The organism is Arenibacter algicola, from assembly GCF_000733925.1.
GTDB lineage: Bacteria > Bacteroidota > Bacteroidia > Flavobacteriales > Flavobacteriaceae > Arenibacter > Arenibacter algicola.
This window is the reverse complement of the sequence record NZ_JPOO01000001.1, coordinates 48,045-69,681: the sequence shown is the minus strand read 5'-3', so window position 1 is coordinate 69,681 and position 21,637 is coordinate 48,045. Positions and strand designations below refer to the sequence as shown.

Genomic DNA, 21,637 nt, shown 5'->3' with positions numbered 1-21,637 from the left:
CATGAAAATAGTGCAAAAGTGAAAAACGGTGGAATTTTATAAACTAAAAGACATTTTTGAAATCTTAGATTTTAGGCTAAATACATAGCCATCACAGGCCCTTCATTAACAACTTCTGATTATTAGACTCCGGCCTTTACCTAGCCAATCTTAAAGAGTTAGATACTGATATTGTAGAAAAAGGTCTGGAAGTATTATTGAAGTTCAACAACTCAATTAAAAATACTTTAGTAAAAATGCGAGATAATTAGTAATTATTACTAACTTTCTCGGAAAATTACTATAATTGTATCTCGCCGATTTCATAAAAGAAAAACTCTCACTTGAAGAATACTCCTTTTCCAAGGATGAGCTCCAAGAGGTGATCCAGAAAGATAAGGAGGATCTAACAACGGATTTATCATACTTAACTAAAAAAGGGGATATTATTCCGCTAAGAAGGGAATTTTTTCTAATTATCCCCCCTAGGTACTCGAAACAGTCCAAACTGCCGATTCAATTATATAGCGAAAAGCTATTTAAATACTTAGAAAGGCCCTATTATATCGGTTTATACTCCGCAGCAAAATTTCATGGTGCAAGTCATCAGCAAATTCAGCGTGATTATATAATTACTACAAAGCCAACCCTATTGGACATAAACAAAGGGGCATTGGATATACGTTTTTTTACTACCACCAATTGGCCTGAAAAAAATATCCTTACTAAAAAATCGGATGCTGGAATTTTCAAAATTTCAGATCCAGTATTGACCGCTGTGGACCTAATTCACTATCAAAATAAATTGGGCGGATTGAATAGAATGCTCTCTGTCCTAGAAGAGCTTATGGACAATATCACCTACTCCAATTTATCAGATTTATTGTCCTGGTATCCGCACAAAAGCACTTTACAAAGATTGGGGTATTTCATTGATGGATTCGAAAACGATGATGAGGAATTAGTACAATTACTTACTGAATATTTCAAAAAAATAAAATATTATCCCATCTTGCTCAACCCATCATCCAAAAAAAGTGCTGGAGCCGTAACTAATTTTTGGAAAGTTGATGTAAACATCAAACTAGAGAGCGATATATGATTCCAAGACCCTACATAGCAGCCTGGCAAGAACATGCCCCATGGAAATCATTTTCACAAGTAGAACAAGATTTGGTCATTAGCAGAACCCTGGTAGCGTTATTTTCCGATGATTATCTTAGAGAGAATTTAGCTTTTAGAGGCGGCACGGCATTACACAAACTATACCTCCACCCCGCACCTAGATATTCTGAAGATATTGATTTGGTTCAAATTAAGGAAGGCCCCATCAAACCAATTATGGAGCGTATCGGGGAGGTAATTACTTTTTTTGAGGAACCCCGAAATACCAAAGTCAGCGGTCATGGAGCAAAAGCGTTTTATAGATTTACTTCGGAATACGAAGACATACGGTTACGCCTCAAATTAGAAATTAACTGCAAAGAGCATTTTAATGTATTGCCATGGGTAGAGTTTCCTTTTGGAGTGAAAAGCGATTGGTTTACAGGGCGTGCAAACATTAGAACTTATAACATCAATGAACTTCTTGGCACCAAGCTACGCGCGTTATACCAACGTAGTAAAGGCCGGGATTTATTTGATTTGGACTTTGCTAAATCGCATCTGGAATTAGACTATGGCCTTATTCTTGAATGCTTTAAAGAATATATGAATTTTTCGGTTGGCAGAACCCCTAGCCAAAAAGAGTTTTTATTAAATATGGAACTAAAGGAAAATGACCCTAACTTTACAGGGGATATGGAGGCATTATTGAGACCGGAGATTGAATATGACCAAGAAACTGCTTTTGAGTGGTTGAAAACATCCTTTCTCTCTTGACCTTTTGTTAGATTTTTCTTTCAAACAAAATAATGTATCTTGAACTTTAAACCTAGCCAATACCATTAATGAATAAAAAAGAGTTATCTGAACGGGATATATGTTCTAAGTATATTAATCCTGCATTGGTGAAAGCGGGTTGGAGTATGAAGCGACAGGTCCGGGAGGAAGTGTCCTTTACTGATGGGCGTATCATAGTTCAAGGGAAACTCTATACTAGAGGGAAAAGTAAAAGAGCCGATTACATCCTTTATTACAAATCCAACCTTCCGATTGCCATAATTGAAGCCAAGGACAACAGAAAACCTGTTGGTTCCGGAATGCAGCAGGCCTTGGAATACTCTGAAATCCTTCAAATCCCATTTGTATTTACTTCCAATGGTGATTCTTTTGTATTTCATGATAGAACCACTACGGAGGGAGTCCTGGAACAAGAATTATCTTTAGATGAGTTTCCTTCCCCAGAACAACTTTGGGATAAATATTTGAGATATACCGAAATTGAGACCCCTGAGGCCAAAGAAATAATTGAAACGGATTATTTTGTGGATGACAGTGGAATGTCTCCTAGGTATTATCAACAAAATGCCGTAAACAGGACTATAGAAGCGGTTGCCAAAGGTCAAGATCGTATTATTTTGGTAATGGCTACGGGTACAGGGAAAACATATACGGCTTTTAATATTATTTGGCGATTATGGAAAACTGGTGTTAAGAAACGAATCTTATTTCTTGCAGATCGGAATGCCTTGTTGACCCAAACCAAGAATGGTGATTTTTCGCCTTTCGGGAATGATATTATGACGATAATAAAGAATAGGAAGATAGATAAGTCCTATCAAATCTATTTTGCATTGTATCAGGGATTGACAAGCAACGATGAAGAAAAGAACGCCTATAAAGAGTTCAGTCCTGATTTTTTTGATTTAGTGGTGATTGATGAATGCCACAGAGGTAGTGCTGCCGAAGCTTCCGCCTGGAGGGATGTCTTAACGTATTTTAAATCCGCTACCCATGTTGGATTAACTGCAACCCCTAAAGAAACCAAAGATGTTTCCAATATGGAATATTTTGGAGAACCTGCTTATACTTATTCCTTAAAGCAAGGTATTGAGGATGGGTTTTTGGCACCCTACAAGGTAGTAAGAATAACCACTAGTGTTGATGATGGTTGGAGACCTACTGCAGGCTTACTGGACAAGTATGGGAATGAGGTAAAGGACCGTATTTATAATTTAAAGGATTACGATAAGACCTTGGCAATTGATGAACGAACGGAAATTGTAGCTAAAAAAATTACAGAGTATCTGAAAGCTACGGACAGATTTGCCAAAACTATAGTGTTCTGTACAGATATTGACCATGCCAATAGAATGCGCCAGGCACTTATTAATGAGAATGCAGATTTGGTTGCGAAAAACTGGAATTACTGCGTAAAAATAACTGGCGACGATGAAGTAGGAAAACAGGAGCTTGATAATTTTACCGATGTAGAAGAACGCTTTCCTGTAATTGCAACAACCTCGAAAATGCTTACTACTGGTATTGATACCAAAATGGTGAAATTTATTGTTTTGGAATCCAACATTCAATCGGTTACCGAGTTTAAGCAAATTATAGGAAGGGGCACCCGAATTAGGGAAGCTGAAGGAAAAGTGTTTTTTACTATTATGGATTTTAGAAAGGCCACTAATATTTTTGCACGACCAGATTTTGATGGCGACCCAGTGCAAATTTATGAGCCTAAACCTAAGGAACCTGTCGTACCTCCAGATGAATTTGATACTGCACAAACAGGTAGTGAAGATCCTGAAATACCCGATAATTTTAAGCCAACAAAGCCTAATATTGACATTGATGGTGCGGAAAATGAAATAAAAAAGTATTACGTTAACCAAATACCAGTATCCATCATCCATGAGCGCGTTCAATATTATGGTAAGGATGGTAAATTGATTACGGAATCTTTAAAGGATTATTCTAAAAAGAATATTGAAAAGGAATTCGCCTCTTTGGATGACTTTCTTCAAAAATGGAATGCATCGGAAAAGAAGGAAGAACTTATTCGGGAATTGGCCGAATATGGCGTATTGTTAGAGGCCCTTCGAGAGGAAGTTGGTAAAGATTTGGATGACTTTGATCTAATCTGCCACATTGCCTTCGACCAACCACCTCTAACCAGGCAGGAACGGGCTAATAACGTGCGTAAGCGCAATTACTTTGGCAAATATAGTGAGACCGCCCAAAAGGTTTTAAATAGCTTATTGGACAAGTATGAACAAGAAGGCATTGTGTCCATAGAACGGGGTTCCATTCTTAAAGTAAAGCCTTTAAATCAAATGGGTTCTCCTGTGGAGCTGGTACGGGCCTTTGGAAAACCAAAAGATTTTGAACAAGCTTTGAAAGATTTAGAGAATGAAATATATAATGTAGGAGCCTAATGGGAATGAGATTAGACGTGGAATTCTATAATGACGAAGAGCGCGACCTTCTTAAGCTCAACTATCCTAGGGAATTTGAAAAACTAGAAAAAATAGTTGAAAAAGGTTATGTTATTGTGCCTTTTTCAGATTTCAAAACCTATAGTCAAATGCATCATAGAAATCCAAGTTTAAGTAAGCTCAATTCATTTAATTCGATTCAGGGGAATGTCGGAGATCTTTATGGGAATGTTAATTTTTATACACAATTTGATCAGGAAACAGGACGTTTTTATGCTGAATATTCAACAGTAAATGAGCAAAACCATGTTTCTGAATCAATTGGTTGTGGAGGGGCTCTAAGTGTATTGGGTTCAGCTTATGGTCTTACTCAGGCGGATTGGCAAAGAATCGATATTCAGAATCATAAAGATTTTGATTTTGATAGTGCAGTTATTGATGATTTCTCTAAGATGATTGTTATTGAGTCAAAAGGCAGTATTGTTGAGGATAATACGATTAAAGAAAAAGTTTCAAGTCATAAGAATAAGATAAAAAAAAAGAAAAGAGACGCAGAATTTAAGAAAAAGTATGAAAAAGGTACTGACTTGCTTATAGGCCTAATTACCGTTGTAGATACCATTAATCATACAAAAGTATTATTGGTTGATCCACCAGCAGAGTCTAATCAAAGTGATATGTTTCGTTTTAAAATAAAAGTTTTAAAAAGATTAATATTTTATTTCGATTGGATGAGTATTATAAGTTCTCGCTCATATTTATCCATTACCCTTAATAATCGAATTCGTGTACTTAAAAAATTAGAAGATATTCGAATATTAGATCTAGTAGAATTAACAAATACCGATGGAGAATTATTAAAACTTAAAGAGAATTTTATAAAAACGAAAAGCCATATTGATGAAGAAATTGTTGGCCGGTTACATATTATAAATGAAAAAAAAGCAGTTTTCATTGGTTTGCATGTTGAAATTTATAACCATGTTGCATCACAAGACTTTTTCTCAATTTCAAAATTTAAAACTAATACCTACATCAAAACTGGTAGAATTAATTTAAAGTTATCAAGGTTAAAAGCTGAAAGTGCCAACTTTATTAAAAACATTACTATTGAATATAGAAAAGGAAGTTCGGAATTAATTCATTTTAATGTAAATGATGCTATGATATTTCAGAATTCTGCTGGCTTGGTTTATTCTATTTTAACAAACAAAAACAACTATAGTATATTAAATGAGTAACATAACAACAAACATAAAAGGCATACGCGATATTATGCGCAAAGACACTGGAGTAGATGGGGATGCACAACGCATCTCGCAAATGGTGTGGATGCTTTTCATGAAAATTTTTGCCGATAAAGAAGAAGAATGGGAAATTACTATAGATAACTACGAGTCTCCAATTCCTGAGAAATTCAAATGGCAAAAATGGGCAGCGGATGATGAAGGAAAAACAGGTGATGAATTAATGGAGTTTATAAATAATGAACTCTTCCCTGCTCTTAAAGATTTAGACATAACGATAAGTCCACAAGCTCAGATTATACGTTCGGTATTTGATGACACCTATAACTACATGAAAAACGGAACACTCTTCCGTCAAGTTATAAATGTTATTAATGAGATAGATTTTAATAGCACCACAGAACGCCATTTGTTCAATGACATATATGAGACCATTCTAAAGGAGTTACAGTCAGCAGGTTCTTCAGGGGAGTATTACACACCCCGAGCTGTTACGCAGTTTATGGTAGATATGATTGATCCACAATTAGGAGAAAGCATACTCGATCCTGCTTGTGGTACTGGTGGTTTTTTAACCTGTACCATAGAACATATGCGGGAGCAAGTAAAGACTCCCAAGGATAGAGATGTACTGCAAACATCTATTAGAGGAATAGAAAAGAAACCGCTGCCACATTTATTGTGTACTACAAATTTAATGTTACATGGTTTTGATTTACCAGCAGTGCGTAGGGATAACTTATTAAGTAAACCCTATGCCGATTGGGGCGCCAAAGATAAGCTGGATATTATCCTTACCAATCCTCCTTTTGGCGGTGTGGAAGAAGATGGTACGGAAACCAACTTCCCAAAAAAGTTTAGGACCAAAGAAACAGCCGATTTATTCTTAGCCTTAATTATTAAGCTTTTGAAGAATAATGGACGTTGCGCCATAGTATTACCAGATGGCACCTTGTTTGGTGAAGGCATGAAAACTCGACTTAAAGAAGAGCTATTAGAGCGCTGTAACCTGCATACTATAGTACGTCTGCCTAATGGGGTGTTTAACCCTTATACTGGCATTAAAACCAATCTATTGTTCTTTAAAAAAGGCACTCCTACTAAAGAGGTGTGGTATTTTGAACATCCTTATCCCGATGGTGTAAAAAGTTATAACAAAACCAAACCCATTAACATCAGCGAGTTCGATTTGGAAAAAGAATGGTGGAACAAACGTGAAGAAAGCGAATATGCGTGGAAAGTGACTATAGAAGAGATCGAAAAGCGAGGTCATAACTTAGATATTAAAAACCCACATCAAGAAGTTGATGATTTGGCAAGCCCAGAAGTGCTTTTAGAAAAATTTAGAGCAGCCGAAAATAAAATTGCTTCTATTCAAGAGGAGATTGTAAATGTATTAACCGAAGCTTTAAAATAATATGTACTTACTAAAATATTTTAAGGAACTTACAGTTAATCCTAAAAATGCCTACGTGTTAAAAGGGTTGATTCTGCAATTGGCAATACAAGGGAAATTGACTACGAATTGGAGAAAAGAAAATTCAGATATTGAACCTGCTTCGGAATTATTAGATAGAATAAAAAAAGAAAAAGAAAAGCTCGTTAAAGAGAAGAAGATAAGAAAAGAGAAAGTTTTGCCAAAAATCGCTAAAGAAGAAACCTCTTATGAAATACCTAAATCTTGGGTTTGGTGTCGAATGGGAGATTTATTTAGTATGTCAACTGGAAAAGGGTATAAAAAATCTGAATATTCTTTATCTGGAATAAAACTTTTTCAAATAGCCAATGTTAGTTTTGGACAAACATCTTGGGACACTACAATCTATTTACCTGATAATTATGCTTCAAAATATCCTGAAGAAGTAATTAATGAAGGTGATTTAGTAATGGCATTAAATCGACCATTATTGAAAAACAAGCTTAAAGTAGCTGTCCTTGATGTAAATGATGGACCCAGTATAATTTACCAAAGAGTGGGTAAGTTTAATTTTCATTTGAATAATATGTCCAATTGGATGTTAAACTACCTACAATCTCCATTTTTTATCGATTGGCTATCGGAACAAGTAAGAGGTATTAATATCCCTTTTGTTAATCAGACAAAACTTTATCAACATATTACAGTTCTTCCACCACTAGAAGAACAAAAAGAAATTGTAAACGTAGTAGAAACGCTATTTAAGGAAGTAGAACAATTAGAGCAATTAACGGTACAGCGTATTGGCTTAAAAGAAGATTTTGTCACATCAGCATTACAGCAGCTCACCACCAATAATGTAAACCAAGAATGGAGGTTTTTACAAGACCATTTTAAACCTTTCTTTAATGAAACCTCAAACATTAAAAAGTTACGAGAAACGGTTTTACAATTGGCTGTTCAAGGAAAACTGACACGATCTTGGCGAGAGAGTCATCCTGAACTAGTTTCAGGATCCCATCATGCAAATGAACTCCTAAAACGCATCCAAAAAGAGAAAGCACAACTCATTAAAGACCATAAAATAAAAAAGGAAAAGCCACTACCACCAATTACCCAAGAGGAAATTCCTTATGAATTACCTGAAGGATGGGTTTGGTGTAGGTTAGGTATAGTTACAGATATAATTGCTGGAGCTAGTTTTAAAAGTGGAGATTTTAATGAAACTGGAGGTGTGAAATGTATTAAAATCACAAATGCCGGTGTCCGGAATTTTGTTGAAACAGATGATTTTTTACCTAAAGGATTTAATGATTTATATCCCAATTATTTAATCAAGGAAGGGGATTTAATCTTAGCATTAACAAGACCTTATATAAAAGATGGTTTGAAAATATCGATTTGTCCACCGACATATAATAACTCTCTACTAAATCAACGTGTTGCTTCAATTAGGTCAATGACAAATAATATTTATCATCCTTATATATTTACTTTTATTCAATCACCAAAGGTGCTAAATTATTACAAATCAAAATTTGATGGTAAAAGTCAGCAACCTAATATGAAGATGGGTGATATAACAGATTTATTGATTTCAATTCCGCCCAAAGAAGAACAAAAAGTCATAGTTCAAAAAGTAAATGCCTTAACGGCATTATGCGATATTTTGGAACGAGAATTACAACAAAGCCAAGAACATAGTGAAAAGTTAATGCATAGTTGTTTAAGGGAGGTTTTTGAGGGAAAAAGGGAGGTATGTGTATAATTTCCGATAAAATTAAGTTTTGTACCTGCGTTGATGCTGATATTGATATTGAAGAACTTAATCATTATTGGGTTTTACATAGGTATAACAAGGATAAAAATGAAAATGTAATGGGGTCACCAGTTTTACCTGGTCATCTGCACCCAATGTTCGAAATTAATGCAGAACTATTGGTAGGTACTTTGAACACCCCTGAAGCATTCGATAAAAACATTGAGCTAGAACGTGGGGATACCCTTGAAGTAGTACTATTTAACAACCAAACTGATAAAGAGCCTTTGTACTATAACTTTAGATATACAGGCAAAATCTGGAAATCTATTGAGCCAGATAGTTTTGATTTAATGAACAGGTTTGATGAGCTTAGTGCTGGGGAAATTAAGGAAATGGATTAGTACATACAGATTTGAATGAAAGAGGTTTTTGAGGAAGATTAAAAATTAAAATTAATATTTGGGAAATGACTAAAAGAAAATCAATTCTGGAACCTAGAGAGGTTGAAGGTCAATTAAGAGATTACCAATTAGAAGGAATTGATTTAATGAATAAATACATTTTAGACTATGATAATTCTAAAACAGATTTATCAGGGTTAGTCGCTTTACCTACAGGTAGTGGGAAAACCATAATAATTGCTTCTTTAGCTTGTTGTTTGCCTAGAAAAGGTTGTGTTTTAGTCTTATCTCCAAGAAGACCGGTCGTAGATCAATTGTTCAAAGAGCTTTCAGGAAATTTGTTTTTAAATAAGTTTAAAAGTTTAAAATCAAAACCAAAAAAGCCCGTGTTTGATGATACAGCTTCGGAAATTAATATTAAGTCTGATTCGGTTATTTGTTGGACAATTCAAAAGCTACATAAGGTTCGAGATACTAATCCCGATTTATATAAAATTCTCATTAAACATGTAAACCTAATTCTATTTGATGAAGGACATTATGAGCCAGCACCTAAATGGAGTATGACAATTAGGGCTTTTAATGCTCCCAAGATTATTTTTACTGCTACACCTTTCCGTAATGATTTTAAGAAATTTGATATTGACTGGGATAATTATGTCTACAAAAAAAGTTACGAAGAATTAAAAGAACAAAAATATTTACGAAATGTGATAGTTAAGGATCTCGGTAAGAAAGGAAATATCATTAGCACTCTTAAAGATGCAATAGGCCGTTTTGATCTAATTAAACAGAATCATAAAAATGCCAGATTAATTATCAAATGCGATAGTTCTGAATCAATAATTTCAATTTCTAAGGAGTTGATAAATCTAAATAGACAGTTTTTTTCAATTCATGAAACTTTTAAAAAGGATTTTAAAGTTAAGAATGAGGCTTTGAAACCATATTTATTAAACTCAGTCCCTAAAGATCAAGAAGATAAGGATGTGGAGATTTGGGTGCATCAATTTAAGTTGGTTGAAGGAATAGACAGCAGTAAGTTTAGATGTCTAGCTATAATTGATGAAATGAACAACACTCGTTCCCTAGTTCAACAAATTGGGAGAATAATTCGTAATCCAAGAAAAAATAATGAAATAGCTTATGTATATAACTATACTGAAGCAGATTATGTTAATGAATGGAATGGCTTTATAGATTTAGATAAGACTGGTAAAATCACAAAAACATTGGCTGAACAGATATTGGATGACGTAGCAAATGAAGTAGGAGACCATCAATATATAGATAAAAAAGTAAGAATAAAATTAACCAAAGAAGAGTTTGTAAACTGGACAGAACATGATTTAAAAACTCAAGTACTAATACCGTTGAAGGCAAATTTTATTGAAAAGAATAAACTATTCAATGCTTCTCAATTCATAAATGAATATTTAGACCATAACTTAAAAGATAAAGATCATGTTTTCTATAAAAATATTTATGGTAAAAATTCAGGGCTCTATTTATATTTTACGGTTAAAAATTCACCTTTTTTAGCCAATTCTTTTTTTCCAGAAATCACTCATCAAATATGTTTTTTTAAAGAAGAAAAAGACTTTTTAATATTTTATGACTCTGGAAAATTACTTCCAATGGGTAAAGATAAATTGGGCATAGGTTATGGCTTAGCTTCAGCAAAACTACGTTCAATTTTTAAGCAAACAGATGATACTGTATTTAGCCGAGTTGCATTAAAAAATTCAAATATAGGTTCATTAGAACCACATAGTCATTCTTATATGGCATCATCAATTCAGGATACAGCACCTAATTTGAACGATTTTTCTCATTTTTTAAGCTCAACATTTGGTCATTATCTGGACAAGAAGGTTTATAGAGACTATAAGGACCCAAGCCTAAAGGATGAGGAATATCAAATACCTACATACATTGGTTTTGGTACAGGAAGAGTAAGTCAGAGCGAAGGTAAAAATGTTAAGTTCAAAGAGTATTTGGATTGGATAGATTATTTATGTGATTCACTGAAAAAATCATTCAAAACCTCTAATGTTTTTAATCGATATTCTACTGAGGTTTCTAATAAAAAAGACCCTATTCCTGAATGTATTTTACTAGATTTATTTGAACTAGAAATTGATATTAGTGTTGTCAATAATATCGATGATTCTGAAGAGGAAATTAATACTGAACCATTGTCTATTCCTGAAAAATTCTCCGTAATTAATAAAGATTCTAATGGTAAGTATAATTTTAAATTAGTTATTAACGATATTCCATTTATTATTGAAATTGAATATGATACACCTAGGAATAAATATATTTTAGAAAATAAAGAGCTTTCAGGTGCAATTGAAACTGTCAATGCTGAATTTGAAAATAAAGTTGTAAACCTAATCAAAGTCTTAAACCGAAGACAATGTTTCAGGATATTAACGAAAAAAGGGCTTTCTTATTCTGGGGGTAGATTTTATAGACCCCATTTTAAGTTTGGTAATGATTTTGATCAAACAGTATCGCCTATACCAAATATGCTGATTTCCATAGATGCTCTATCAAAAATATATTCTGAAAAAGGCACAAAAAACGGTACCGCCAGAGACTCCTGGCAGGATGATTCAATTTTTTCCTTAATCGCTAGGAGAGGAGAGGGATCAGAGTTGAAGAATCATATGTTGGAAAATGGTGAAAAAGAAGAATTATTGATTTGTACTGATTTAAATACAGAGCCAGCAGATTTTATTTTGGTAACGGATAGAAAAATAGCATTTATACATGTAAAAGGTAAAGGGAATAAACCAAATCCAAGTCACGGACGTTATGGTGCATCTGCAATAAGTGAAATTTGTAATCAAGCTGTAAAAAATGCTCATTTGTTATCAATATTTGATGATTCTCCACCTGGTAACGTTAGGACATGGACTAGTCCTTGGAATCCAAATAAGGAAAAGCCATACATCGTTTCTAATAGAATAAGAACTAATGGCATACCACCTGAAATTGATCCTGATAAACATGAATCAATTTGGAATTATATGGTAAAGAAGAAAATGGACGTAAATATATCTAAAGAGGTATGGTTGGTAATGGGGCATACAATGAAAAGAGATGTGTTTCTTGAAAAAATAGGGTCTAAGAACCCTCCTGCCGAATCTAAACAAGCTGCCCTAACGTTAGAAAGTACTTTGGCTAATATACATTCATTAGGATTAAAGTTGAAAGTGTTTTGTAGTTAGTTGTGGTGATTTTATAAGAAATATTCAATATTGGAAAATAAAGAAATACCAGAAATAGAACTTTTTACAGATGGTGGCGCAGAACCCAACCCTGGTAAAGGTGGTTTTGGTGTAATTCTTAGCTATAAGGGAAGGCAAAAAGAATTCTTTGAAGGTTATGAACTTACAACCAATAACCGAATGGAGTTAATGGCGGTAATTTTTGGTCTAGAAAAAATAAAAACCAAAGCAAAAGTTACGGTGTATTCAGATTCTAAATATGTGGTAGATGGCATAGAAAAAGGCTGGGCAGAAAATTGGGAACGAAACAAATGGATTAGAAAAAAAGGCAATTTAGTACTCAATAAAGACTTATGGGAAAGGTTATTGGATGTTATAGATAAACATATAGTGACTTTTAACTGGGTAAAAGGACATGCGGGTCATATAGAGAATGAACGTTGTGATGCCCTAGCGAATAAAGGTATTAACGCTGAGCATAAAATAAAGGATGAAGGATACCTAGAATATTTAGAGCATATAGACTGGTACCAAGAACAGAAAATAGAAAAAGAGGGCGATTTATGTAGAAAATGTAATACTGCCGTGATAAAAAAGAGCCCAAAGAAAAGAACGATAAAACCAGGTCAAAATTATTATTATGAGTATTATCTCTTTTGTCCAAACTGTAAAGCTATGTATATGGTAGATGATGCAAAAAGAGAAGTGTCAGATGACAACACTTTGTTTTAAGTCTCAAATTATTTAAGCGTACGTAATGAAAAACCTAACAACCAAAACCGATTTAACCGGATTAAACGACCAACAACTCAAAGCTGTAGTATCTGAGTGTAATCGTCTGCTTGTTTTAGCAGGTGCAGGCTCAGGGAAAACGAAAACCTTACTTCACAAAATAAACTACCTAATTGAGGATAAACTTGTTAATGCAAACAATATTCTTGCCGTAACCTTTACCAAAAATGCGGCGAATGAAATGATAGATAGAATGATTCAGGCAGCCGACAAATCAGGATATTACGAGCAATTTTTAAAGACCAAAGGCATTACGTTTGCAGAAAAATATAAAGAACGCCAATCCTTTTTAAATAAATTTCCATGGTTAAATAGATTAACCGTTAAAACAATACATAGTCTGTGTTATCAAATAATAAAAACTGACGGTGTTCATGTATTTGATAATAAGTTTAAAATAGTAGCAGATCAAAAAGGCAATAGCGAATTTATAGGTAATACTGCAGAAGAGACCGTTAGCGAAATCATTGAGAAGGTTACGATAAACTTATCAAAGAATAAGGATTTCATTTTAAAATTAAAGCGATACATTTTAGATTACTTTGTAGACTTCATTCACCACCATAAAGAACAAGAGGAGTTTAGGCCAGAAGGCAAGTTTTTCACAAGTTTAAGAGGTGATAAGGTACGGTCTAAATCTGAACAATATATTGCAGATTGGTTATATCGTAATAGTATAGACTATGTTTATGAACCAGAGGTAAAAGTAGAGGGGTCTGCCTTTCATCCAGATTTTTTTATCCCTCAAGCAAATATTTACCTGGAGCATATCAGTAATAAAAGTTACCCTTCTTTTTGGAAAGAAGGTAAAATGAAGATTGCAGGAAATACCTGTATAAAAACATATGATGATGCCACTCATAATTCAGCGATATTCAATAAGGTTTTAGATCGCGTAATAAAGGGGAGAATTAGTACTGATTTAAGTTCTGCAATTGTCTTGCACTATGAGGAAGAGTTTTCAAATTTTAGAAAAGAAATAAAAAGGTTTTTTAGGGAAGTAAATGAGGTAAGAAATAAAATTGTAAACTCAGAAAAGCCCTTAGAGCAGCTTATTGAAGAGGCTTCAAAAAGTGATTTTGAAAGAGTGCGTATGTTCTATGAACTTGCAGTGCCGATTATCAATGCATTTAATGACTATTGTACCAATAAATCATTTTTGGATTTCGATGGCTTATTGACCAAGAGTATTCAATTGTTGCAGGAGTATCCCAATATAAAAGAAAGGTATCAGGATAGGTATAAATACATTCTGGTAGACGAATTTCAAGATGTAAACAACCTACAGGTAAAATTGCTTAATCTGCTTACAAAAGAGGAAACACAATTATTTTGTGTAGGGGACGATTGGCAGAGTATTTATGGTTTTAGAGGGTCTGAAATAGACTACATAGTAAATTTCGGAGAACATTTTGCAGATTCTCAGTTGTTAACACTCAATTTAAATTATAGAAGTACAGACCCTATAGTAAGTGCATCTACGGAAGCTATTAAAAAAAATAAGTTTCAAATACCAAAAGAAATAAAAGCGGTTAAACGTGGTGGTCAAAAAATTAAAATCTTTTATGAGGAGCAAGAGGGACAGGCAAATTCATTTATCTGGGAAACTATTGAAAAACATGTTGAAGAAGGTATAAGCCCCGAAGAAATATTGGTGCTTTATAGACGGTCGGCAATGGCCTCGGATTTAAAACAGGCACTCCAAAAAAGTGGTCATAAAATTCAATTCAAAACTATTCATAGTGCTAAAGGGTTAGAGGCTAAAGTAGTGTTTATTTTGGGATTACATTCAAATAAAGGAGGCTTCCCAGACCCTTGGTTACAAGATAAAATTTATCAAGTCATAAAACCAAGTGATTATGATCACTTATTGGAAGAAGAGCGAAGACTTTTTTATGTAGCATTGACACGGGCGGAAGATCATTTGTATTTAATATCACAAAAGGGAGCGCCTTCAGATTTTATAAAGGATATTCCACCTGAATTTATACAAAATGACGATGGTCAGAATACCTCTGTCATTAATGATTTTATCTTATGTCAGAGCTGTCAATCAAAATTGGAGAATCATTATAGGTTTTGTCCTGAATGCGGTAATAGTCTTACTGAGAATAAAGAGGATAATTAACGCTAAAAAATCAAAAGAAAATCGATGATGTTCGACAAGGTTAGTAAGGATCATATAATACAAGGAATTAAGGATTTCCTAAAGGATTTGGACCCTCGTCAACTTATGACTTAGTATTTGAAGAAAAAAAGTACCCGCCAAAAGCAGTAATGGCCTATGCCAATTACCATGCAATTGGCAGAAAAATAGAAAATTATTTTAAGGGTGGAGAAGATACGGATTGCTTTAAGGCATTGGAGCGAAACGGGTATAAGTTGGTAAAAAAGTCAAGTAAGGATATGTACGATAAACTATACAAGCTTAAAGAAGAATTTTTAAAAGAGTGGCCCATAGAGCGGATAAAGACGATGACACTGGAGGAGTACACCAATCTGGATAAGGAAACATCTTTTTGTTATTGGTTGGAAGCTACAACTACCGATTTAGGTAGTATTTGGGGTGGATCGGCATATAAGTTTGGGATTTTTAAACGTAAAGATCTAGAATCTGAAAATTATAATAACAAACGAATGTCTGATGGTGAATATTCCTGGTATGGCAAATATGGTAACACCAAAGAGCAAGCATATGACACAGTCAGAAGTTTGATAGTTAGTATTGCCAAAGCTGCAAAAAGCGATACTATTGAGGCTATTGATAAAGTTGATCTAGGTCATGCTTACAAATGGAAAATCGCTTTTTTATACGGTGATTTCAATTGTTTAAATGCTTTTAAGTTAGATGCCTTAAGAGTTATTGCCTCTAACCTTGGAATTGATTATGATAATAAAACCCCAGATTCTAAATTTCATAAAGAGATTTTAAAATTAAAACCTGTAGAAATTGATTACTTTACCTGGAGCCATAAGTTGTGGAAACAGTACGAGATGGGTTTGATTGATGTTAGAAAAGACTTTGCTAAATGGTTAAATACCAACACCTATGAGTCTTATAGAGCCTATCTTGGCAATACCAACAAAAGTATAGAAACCAGGCTTGATGAAATAAATGATTTTTTTGATGATGTTGATTTTTTTCTTGTAGACCCAAGTAATATTAATGGATTGGTTAACACCATCTTATTCTTAATGAGTAAAACAGAACGTGTTAAAAACCCCGATTTTATTGAATACGACTCTAAAAACAGCAACGGTATACCAAAGGCTATTTTGGGCAAAAACAATTACATTAAATTTTTAAAGGAAAATTTTGACTATAAAGGGCCAGAATACTGGCTGTTTCAAGGAAGTCCAGATAGGTATGATTTGGAAAAGGCGATAGGGGAAGAATTATTAGAAACTTTTACCGTTTCTTCACACAGCAGTTCAATTAAAACAGGAGATAAGGTAATTATTTGGATTTCTGGAAAAAATTCTGGGTGTTACGGCTTGGCAGAAGTACGTTCAAACCCATATGAAAGCCCTACTGAAAAGGATGATGAATTATGGAAGGTTGAAAACATGAATAATTTAGTAGTCGATATTCAACTTACCCATAATTTATATGCCACACCTATATTAAAAGAAGAGATCGATGATTTCCCTGAATTAAGGAATTTAAATGTTGGCATTAGTGGTACTAATTTTAGGGCAACAAAAGAGCAATTTGAAAAACTTCTTAGTCTTGTTGAAGGAGAAGACAGTATATCATTTGAAGAAGTGCTATCAAAGTACAATGAAGCTGACCTAAAAGCGTATTTTACATTTTTATTTGAAATACTCGATAAATTTCAAATTGAAAAGGGAGATAATAGACTGCATTATAGTACAAAGAGAAATAGAATAAGCTTTATTATTGGACAACGCTATTCATGGGCGTTATTTAGATCAAACAAAAAGGGTAAATATTGGGTACTATCTAAAGACAGAATAAGGCCTGATAGTATTAAGTTTGAAGGCAATCTACCCCACCCTTACTACACTTATACACAGAGACCTGATTATTCTCCAGATGAGCTAAAATCTATTTACGATGGATTTGATCAAGAATTAACTAGAACGGCAAAATCAGGATTTAGAAAGCACACGGACTTGGCATTTGAAGAAGCAGTTTTTGATAATGCATTTAGAGCAAAATATGGTAAAATTATAACAATGGTCAACCGGAACAAGGTTTTAAACACAATTTTGTATGGCCCTCCAGGTACTGGCAAAACCTACAAATTAAGAGAAAAGTATTTCGAGAGATTTACTATCAGTGAAAGTTCTATTTCAAAAGAACAATTCATCATAAATCAAGTCGCAGATTTAACATGGTGGCAAACTTTTGCAATTGCTTTATACGATCTGGGCAAGACATCTGTAAATGAATTATTGGAACATGAAATTGTAAAGGCTAAAACAAGTCTGTCCAATGCAAAGAATATTAGGCCAATCGCATGGAGTAGGATGCAGGCACACACAGTTCCGGAATGTCCCAATGTGAACGTCGTTGATAGAAGCGAGCCTTCTCTTTTTTGCAAGGAAGCCGATTCTGAATGGTATGTTGTAAAAGATAAAGTTGAAAGTTTATATCCGGAGGGCATTAAATTATTGGAGGAGATCAGGGATTTCAAACCAAATGAAGATACGGTAATCAAGAATTATGAGTTTGTCACTTTTCATCAATCCTTTGGTTATGAAGATTTTGTTGAGGGTATAAAGCCTAAACTAGAAGAAGGGAATTCCACCTTAGAATACGAAATTAAAGATGGCATTTTTAAGAAATTATGTCAACGGGCCATTCAAGATCCGCATAATGATTATGCCATTTTCATTGATGAAATTAATAGGGGCAATGTTTCTGCCATATTTGGAGAGCTCATAACGTTAATAGAAGACGATAAAAGAATTGACCAGCCACAAGAATTAAAACTAAAATTGCCTTATTCAAAAACTGAATTTGGGGTGCCTTCAAACCTATATATCATTGGCACCATGAACACAGCCGATAGAAGTGTGGAAGCTTTGGATACCGCCCTTAGAAGAAGGTTTGTGTTTGAGGAAGTGATGCCAGACCCAACACTTTTGTCAACCATAACTTTTGATGGTTTTAACCTGGAACAAGTACTTACCACTATCAATGACCGAATTGAAGCATTATTGGATAGGGATCATACCATTGGGCATTCGTACTTCATTAAATTGAATAGTGGTGATGCAGAAGGGCTATCCAACGTATTCAAAAACAACATTGTTCCCTTATTGCAGGAATACTTTTATAATGATTACGAGAAAATTGCTTTGGTATTAGGTAGTGGGTTTGTGGAAGAAAAGGGAGCTAAAAGAGTTTACTTTCCCAAGTACAATAATATTGCCGTGCCGGAATTGGAACAAAGCTTTGAACTAATAACCAACATTGATGATGTAGAAGAGGCCGTTGGCCTTTTATTGGGTATCTCGTATGAGTAAGCGTCAGAACATATTACAGGTTTTTGAGCACAGTACATTGCACTATGGCCGGCAGTATAATGATATAACTTTTGAAGAAAAACACTTCAACGCCTTAGCGAAGCTTAACCAGCTTCATGACAATGAATATTTTACCTTACTGCATAAAGGCATTAAATTCTCGCAATATGTTGGTGTTATTCAGATAGACGGACTTACCATTGAGATCTTGCCAAAAATAGACGGAAGTGCTTCCAATGAAGCATTGTGGCAAACTGTATTGATAGGCATGCTGCGTGCTACCAAGCGATTAAAAGTGAATAATTTGGGCCAAGCCAACGTAAGTAAACAGCATATACATTTATTGGATATTTATTTTGAATGGTTTTTAAATGAGATACAGTTATTGGAGCGGCAGGGCTTAATTAAACAGTATCGGACCAATGTTGGTAATGTAAAGGCCCTAAAAGGGAAGCTGGAGTTTGCGGAACATATAAACCAAAACCTAATTCACAAGGAACGCTTCTATACTTCCCATCAGGTTTATGACCATAATCATCAGATCCATCAAATTTTATGGGTAGCCTTGGGAATTATTGGTCAGTTTTCTTCAGGAACCCATCTGTATTCAAAATTTAAACGCATTCAGGCCAATTTTCCAGAGGTTTCCCGGATTAATGTAAATGCCAATACGTTTAAGAAACTTACAACCAACAGAAAGACCCAACCGTACAAAACCGCCATAGAAATTGCTAGGCTAATCATCTTAAATTTCGCACCAAATATCTCAAGCGGGAAGGAAAATATGCTGGCCCTCCTCTTCGATATGAACAATTTATGGGAAGAGTATGTGTTGACAATGCTTAAATCGGTTTCGGCAGAAGGTATAGTTGTGAAAGGCCAAGAATCAAAACCGTTTTGGAGGGGCATCAAGATTAGACCTGATATTGTAATTGAAAAGTCGGACAAAACCTATGTAATAGATACAAAATGGAAGAATATCGGCGGTAGTAAACCTTCTACCAATGATTTGCGACAGATGTACGTGTACAACGAATATTGGGATTCAACTAAAGCATTGTTGTTATATCCCTCCTTGGAAACCGAAAAACCCCAATTTATCCCTTTCGAGGGAGATGACAACCATACATGCGCTATGGGAAAGCTGAATATTCTGAATGGCGATCAATTAAATGAAAATATTGGTGTAGAAATTTTGGAATGGTTTCTTTAGTTTTGAGTAATCTTAACTATATAATTATTGTTATAAGCACAATTTATCTGTGCTTGGTTATGTTGATGTTCAAAATAATAATTAGATAGGTTTAACTGTCATATGAAAAGTACAACTTTTACAGAAAGCCTGGTTATTTCAGTTCGAATTGTGCCAATATGAGAAATCAATAGTTAAACAAATTAATTTTTCTTTTAAGGTTATTGAATTCATGATAAGGAAGATACCCCATATGTTGTAATCTTCCCACGATTACTCCTGGAGGAATTTCAAACATATCTGCAACTTCCAAAATTTTCTGCTCATTTAATGGAAAGGAATTCAATATTGCCTTCAAAGCCATTTGATGCACTAACATTTTTGCTGCGAACGTATTGGCCTCATCTTCTTTTTCTTGATCTATTTCTGTGCCTTCTAGATTTTCAAGGAAAATATCCTTTTTCCCGTGCAGGATTATATGCCCTGCCTCATGAAAAAATGTAAACCAAAAATGATCATCGGTTTTAAACCTTCCAGATAATTGAATAATGGGCTTGTTATGAAACCATCGAGTAGCCCCACTAATAGGTGCCTTAGGCAAGTTAGGTGTATAAACTAAAGCCACACCACATGTCGCACAAATTTTTTGCAGTTGAACATCGAAATCTTCTGGCTGCTCAAAGGCCAGTTCTTTTACAACAAATAAGTTTTCCCTAAACCGCTTTTTGTCAAATTCTAGAACATTTAATTGTTTAGCCTGTAGCTCACCCATACGCAGCCATGCTGAAACCGCATGTGGATTCTGAGTATTTGCCAAGGAAACCCTAAAAGCTACTGATACTTCTTCATGCACATAAATTCGAGTCCATTCATCGGGAGTAGCTACACCGAAAAATTTCAGCATAGCTACGACCTGTTCATGCTTTTCTCGTGTATTGGGCAGCCATCCAAATTTTTTCATTTGTGGAATGGGAAAGTTTTGAAGCCATCCGATACAACCTTCATAAAAAGCTTGTTCCTCTAACTCAAACAATTCTCGTCTGTACTCCTTTTCACGATTTAACCAAAAACTGGCTGGTATTCCTAAAACTTTTTCTAACTGAAAAGCGGTATTAGTGCTAATAGGTTCTCGCCCTTTAATAACATCATTCACTTTTTCTTTAGGTCGGCCCATACGTTCCGCAAGCTCTGCTTGGCTCATTCCCATGATGTCGATGGTTTCTTGAATTGTGTCTCCTGGTGGAGAAAGGAATTCTTTTGCTTGTTCAATTGTGGTACTCATTCTGTGGTCGACTTTTGTGTGGTGGACTTTATTCTAATGATAATCTTCAATCCTGTTAATCTGGATTTTCGTAACGGACTCCCAATCGAGGCCTCCGTCTTCCTTTTCAGGAATTGGGTCGTGGTTTGGTTCAAATATTAATCTATAGTTTGGGGAAATATTTACTGCAAGCTCTCCTTTATATATTCCACTTAACTCATGGCAATGTGCAGCTGGCAAAAGACGCATTATAGAAAGAGTTTCAGCGGATTTAAGGTCATTTAGTCGCTGGTTAATCTTACGCGCCAATTGTCCATAACTCCTACCAAGTTCACGTGGGCTGGTCAATTGTTTTTTTAGTTTACTGGACTTGTAGCTAATTTCCACAAATATAATAATATTATTAACGTAAAGAGTTAACAAAAATACAAAAAATATGTAAAAGCTAAATAAAACGAACAATTTATAAAATGCTTGCCCAAATCTTACCATAACTTAACTGCGCCTGGATCCTGATTCGATTTTATAG

Annotated in this window: 14 protein-coding genes; 12 read left to right on the top strand and 2 right to left on the bottom strand. The window is 34.5% G+C overall.

The features are described from left to right. The first annotated feature begins 286 nt into the window (after window positions 1-286). From U735_RS0100300 to U735_RS0100245, 12 genes are all read left to right on the top strand, one after another. Window positions 287-1,081, top strand: coding sequence for a type IV toxin-antitoxin system AbiEi family antitoxin (locus tag U735_RS0100300; RefSeq protein ID WP_031441911.1), 795 nt, complete (start codon window positions 287-289; stop codon window positions 1,079-1,081). After that, a complete protein-coding gene (locus tag U735_RS0100295) occupies window positions 1,078-1,860 on the top strand; it encodes a nucleotidyl transferase AbiEii/AbiGii toxin family protein (protein WP_031441910.1) in 783 nt (260 codons plus the stop codon). Before U735_RS0100300 ends, U735_RS0100295 begins: the two co-directional genes overlap by 4 nt. Window positions 1,861-1,928: 68 nt before the next feature. Beyond that, window positions 1,929-4,301, top strand: a complete 2,373-nt coding sequence (hsdR, locus tag U735_RS0100290) for an EcoAI/FtnUII family type I restriction enzme subunit R (protein WP_031441909.1) — start codon at window positions 1,929-1,931, stop codon at window positions 4,299-4,301. Further along, a complete protein-coding gene (locus U735_RS0100285) occupies window positions 4,301-5,542 on the top strand; it encodes a hypothetical protein (protein WP_031441908.1) in 1,242 nt (413 codons plus the stop codon). The genes hsdR and U735_RS0100285 overlap by 1 nt, the downstream gene beginning before the upstream one ends. Next, window positions 5,535-6,965: a class I SAM-dependent DNA methyltransferase gene (locus tag U735_RS0100280; RefSeq protein ID WP_031441907.1), complete on the top strand. Its 1,431-nt coding sequence runs from the start codon at window positions 5,535-5,537 to the stop codon at window positions 6,963-6,965. The genes U735_RS0100285 and U735_RS0100280 overlap by 8 nt, the downstream gene beginning before the upstream one ends. Before the next feature lies 1 nt (window position 6,966). Further along, window positions 6,967-8,733 (top strand): restriction endonuclease subunit S, encoded by a 1,767-nt coding sequence (locus U735_RS0100275; protein ID WP_031441906.1) that lies wholly within the window; start codon window positions 6,967-6,969, stop codon window positions 8,731-8,733. Next, window positions 8,724-9,128, top strand: coding sequence for a hypothetical protein (locus U735_RS0100270; protein WP_031441905.1), 405 nt, complete (start codon window positions 8,724-8,726; stop codon window positions 9,126-9,128). Before U735_RS0100275 ends, U735_RS0100270 begins: the two co-directional genes overlap by 10 nt. A gap of 65 nt (window positions 9,129-9,193) precedes the next feature. Continuing rightward, window positions 9,194-12,367, top strand: a complete 3,174-nt coding sequence (locus tag U735_RS0100265) for a DEAD/DEAH box helicase (protein ID WP_031441904.1) — start codon at window positions 9,194-9,196, stop codon at window positions 12,365-12,367. 30 nt (window positions 12,368-12,397) lie between these two features. Further along, a complete protein-coding gene (rnhA, locus tag U735_RS25150; RefSeq protein ID WP_198036606.1) occupies window positions 12,398-13,099 on the top strand; it encodes a ribonuclease HI in 702 nt (233 codons plus the stop codon). A gap of 25 nt (window positions 13,100-13,124) precedes the next feature. Next, window positions 13,125-15,287: a UvrD-helicase domain-containing protein gene (locus U735_RS0100255; RefSeq protein WP_051891793.1), complete on the top strand. Its 2,163-nt coding sequence runs from the start codon at window positions 13,125-13,127 to the stop codon at window positions 15,285-15,287. Between the two features lie 149 nt (window positions 15,288-15,436). Continuing rightward, window positions 15,437-18,655, top strand: coding sequence for an AAA family ATPase (locus tag U735_RS24820; RefSeq protein WP_051891792.1), 3,219 nt, complete (start codon window positions 15,437-15,439; stop codon window positions 18,653-18,655). Then, a complete protein-coding gene (locus U735_RS0100245) occupies window positions 18,648-19,868 on the top strand; it encodes an McrC family protein (RefSeq protein WP_031441900.1) in 1,221 nt (406 codons plus the stop codon). The genes U735_RS24820 and U735_RS0100245 overlap by 8 nt, the downstream gene beginning before the upstream one ends. A gap of 166 nt (window positions 19,869-20,034) precedes the next feature. Here U735_RS0100245 and U735_RS0100240 read toward each other — a convergent pair whose 3' ends face one another. Both U735_RS0100240 and U735_RS0100235 read right to left on the bottom strand, forming a co-directional pair. After that, on the bottom strand, window positions 20,035-21,129 hold the full coding sequence (locus U735_RS0100240; RefSeq protein ID WP_031441899.1) for an ImmA/IrrE family metallo-endopeptidase: 1,095 nt from the start codon (window positions 21,127-21,129) through the stop codon (window positions 20,035-20,037). Window positions 21,130-21,162: 33 nt separating this feature from the next. Next, window positions 21,163-21,495 carry a type II toxin-antitoxin system RelE/ParE family toxin gene (locus U735_RS0100235; RefSeq protein WP_031441898.1) on the bottom strand — a complete coding sequence of 111 codons (333 nt, stop codon included), beginning with the start codon at window positions 21,493-21,495 and terminating at the stop codon, window positions 21,163-21,165. Between the last annotated feature and the right edge of the window lie 142 nt (window positions 21,496-21,637).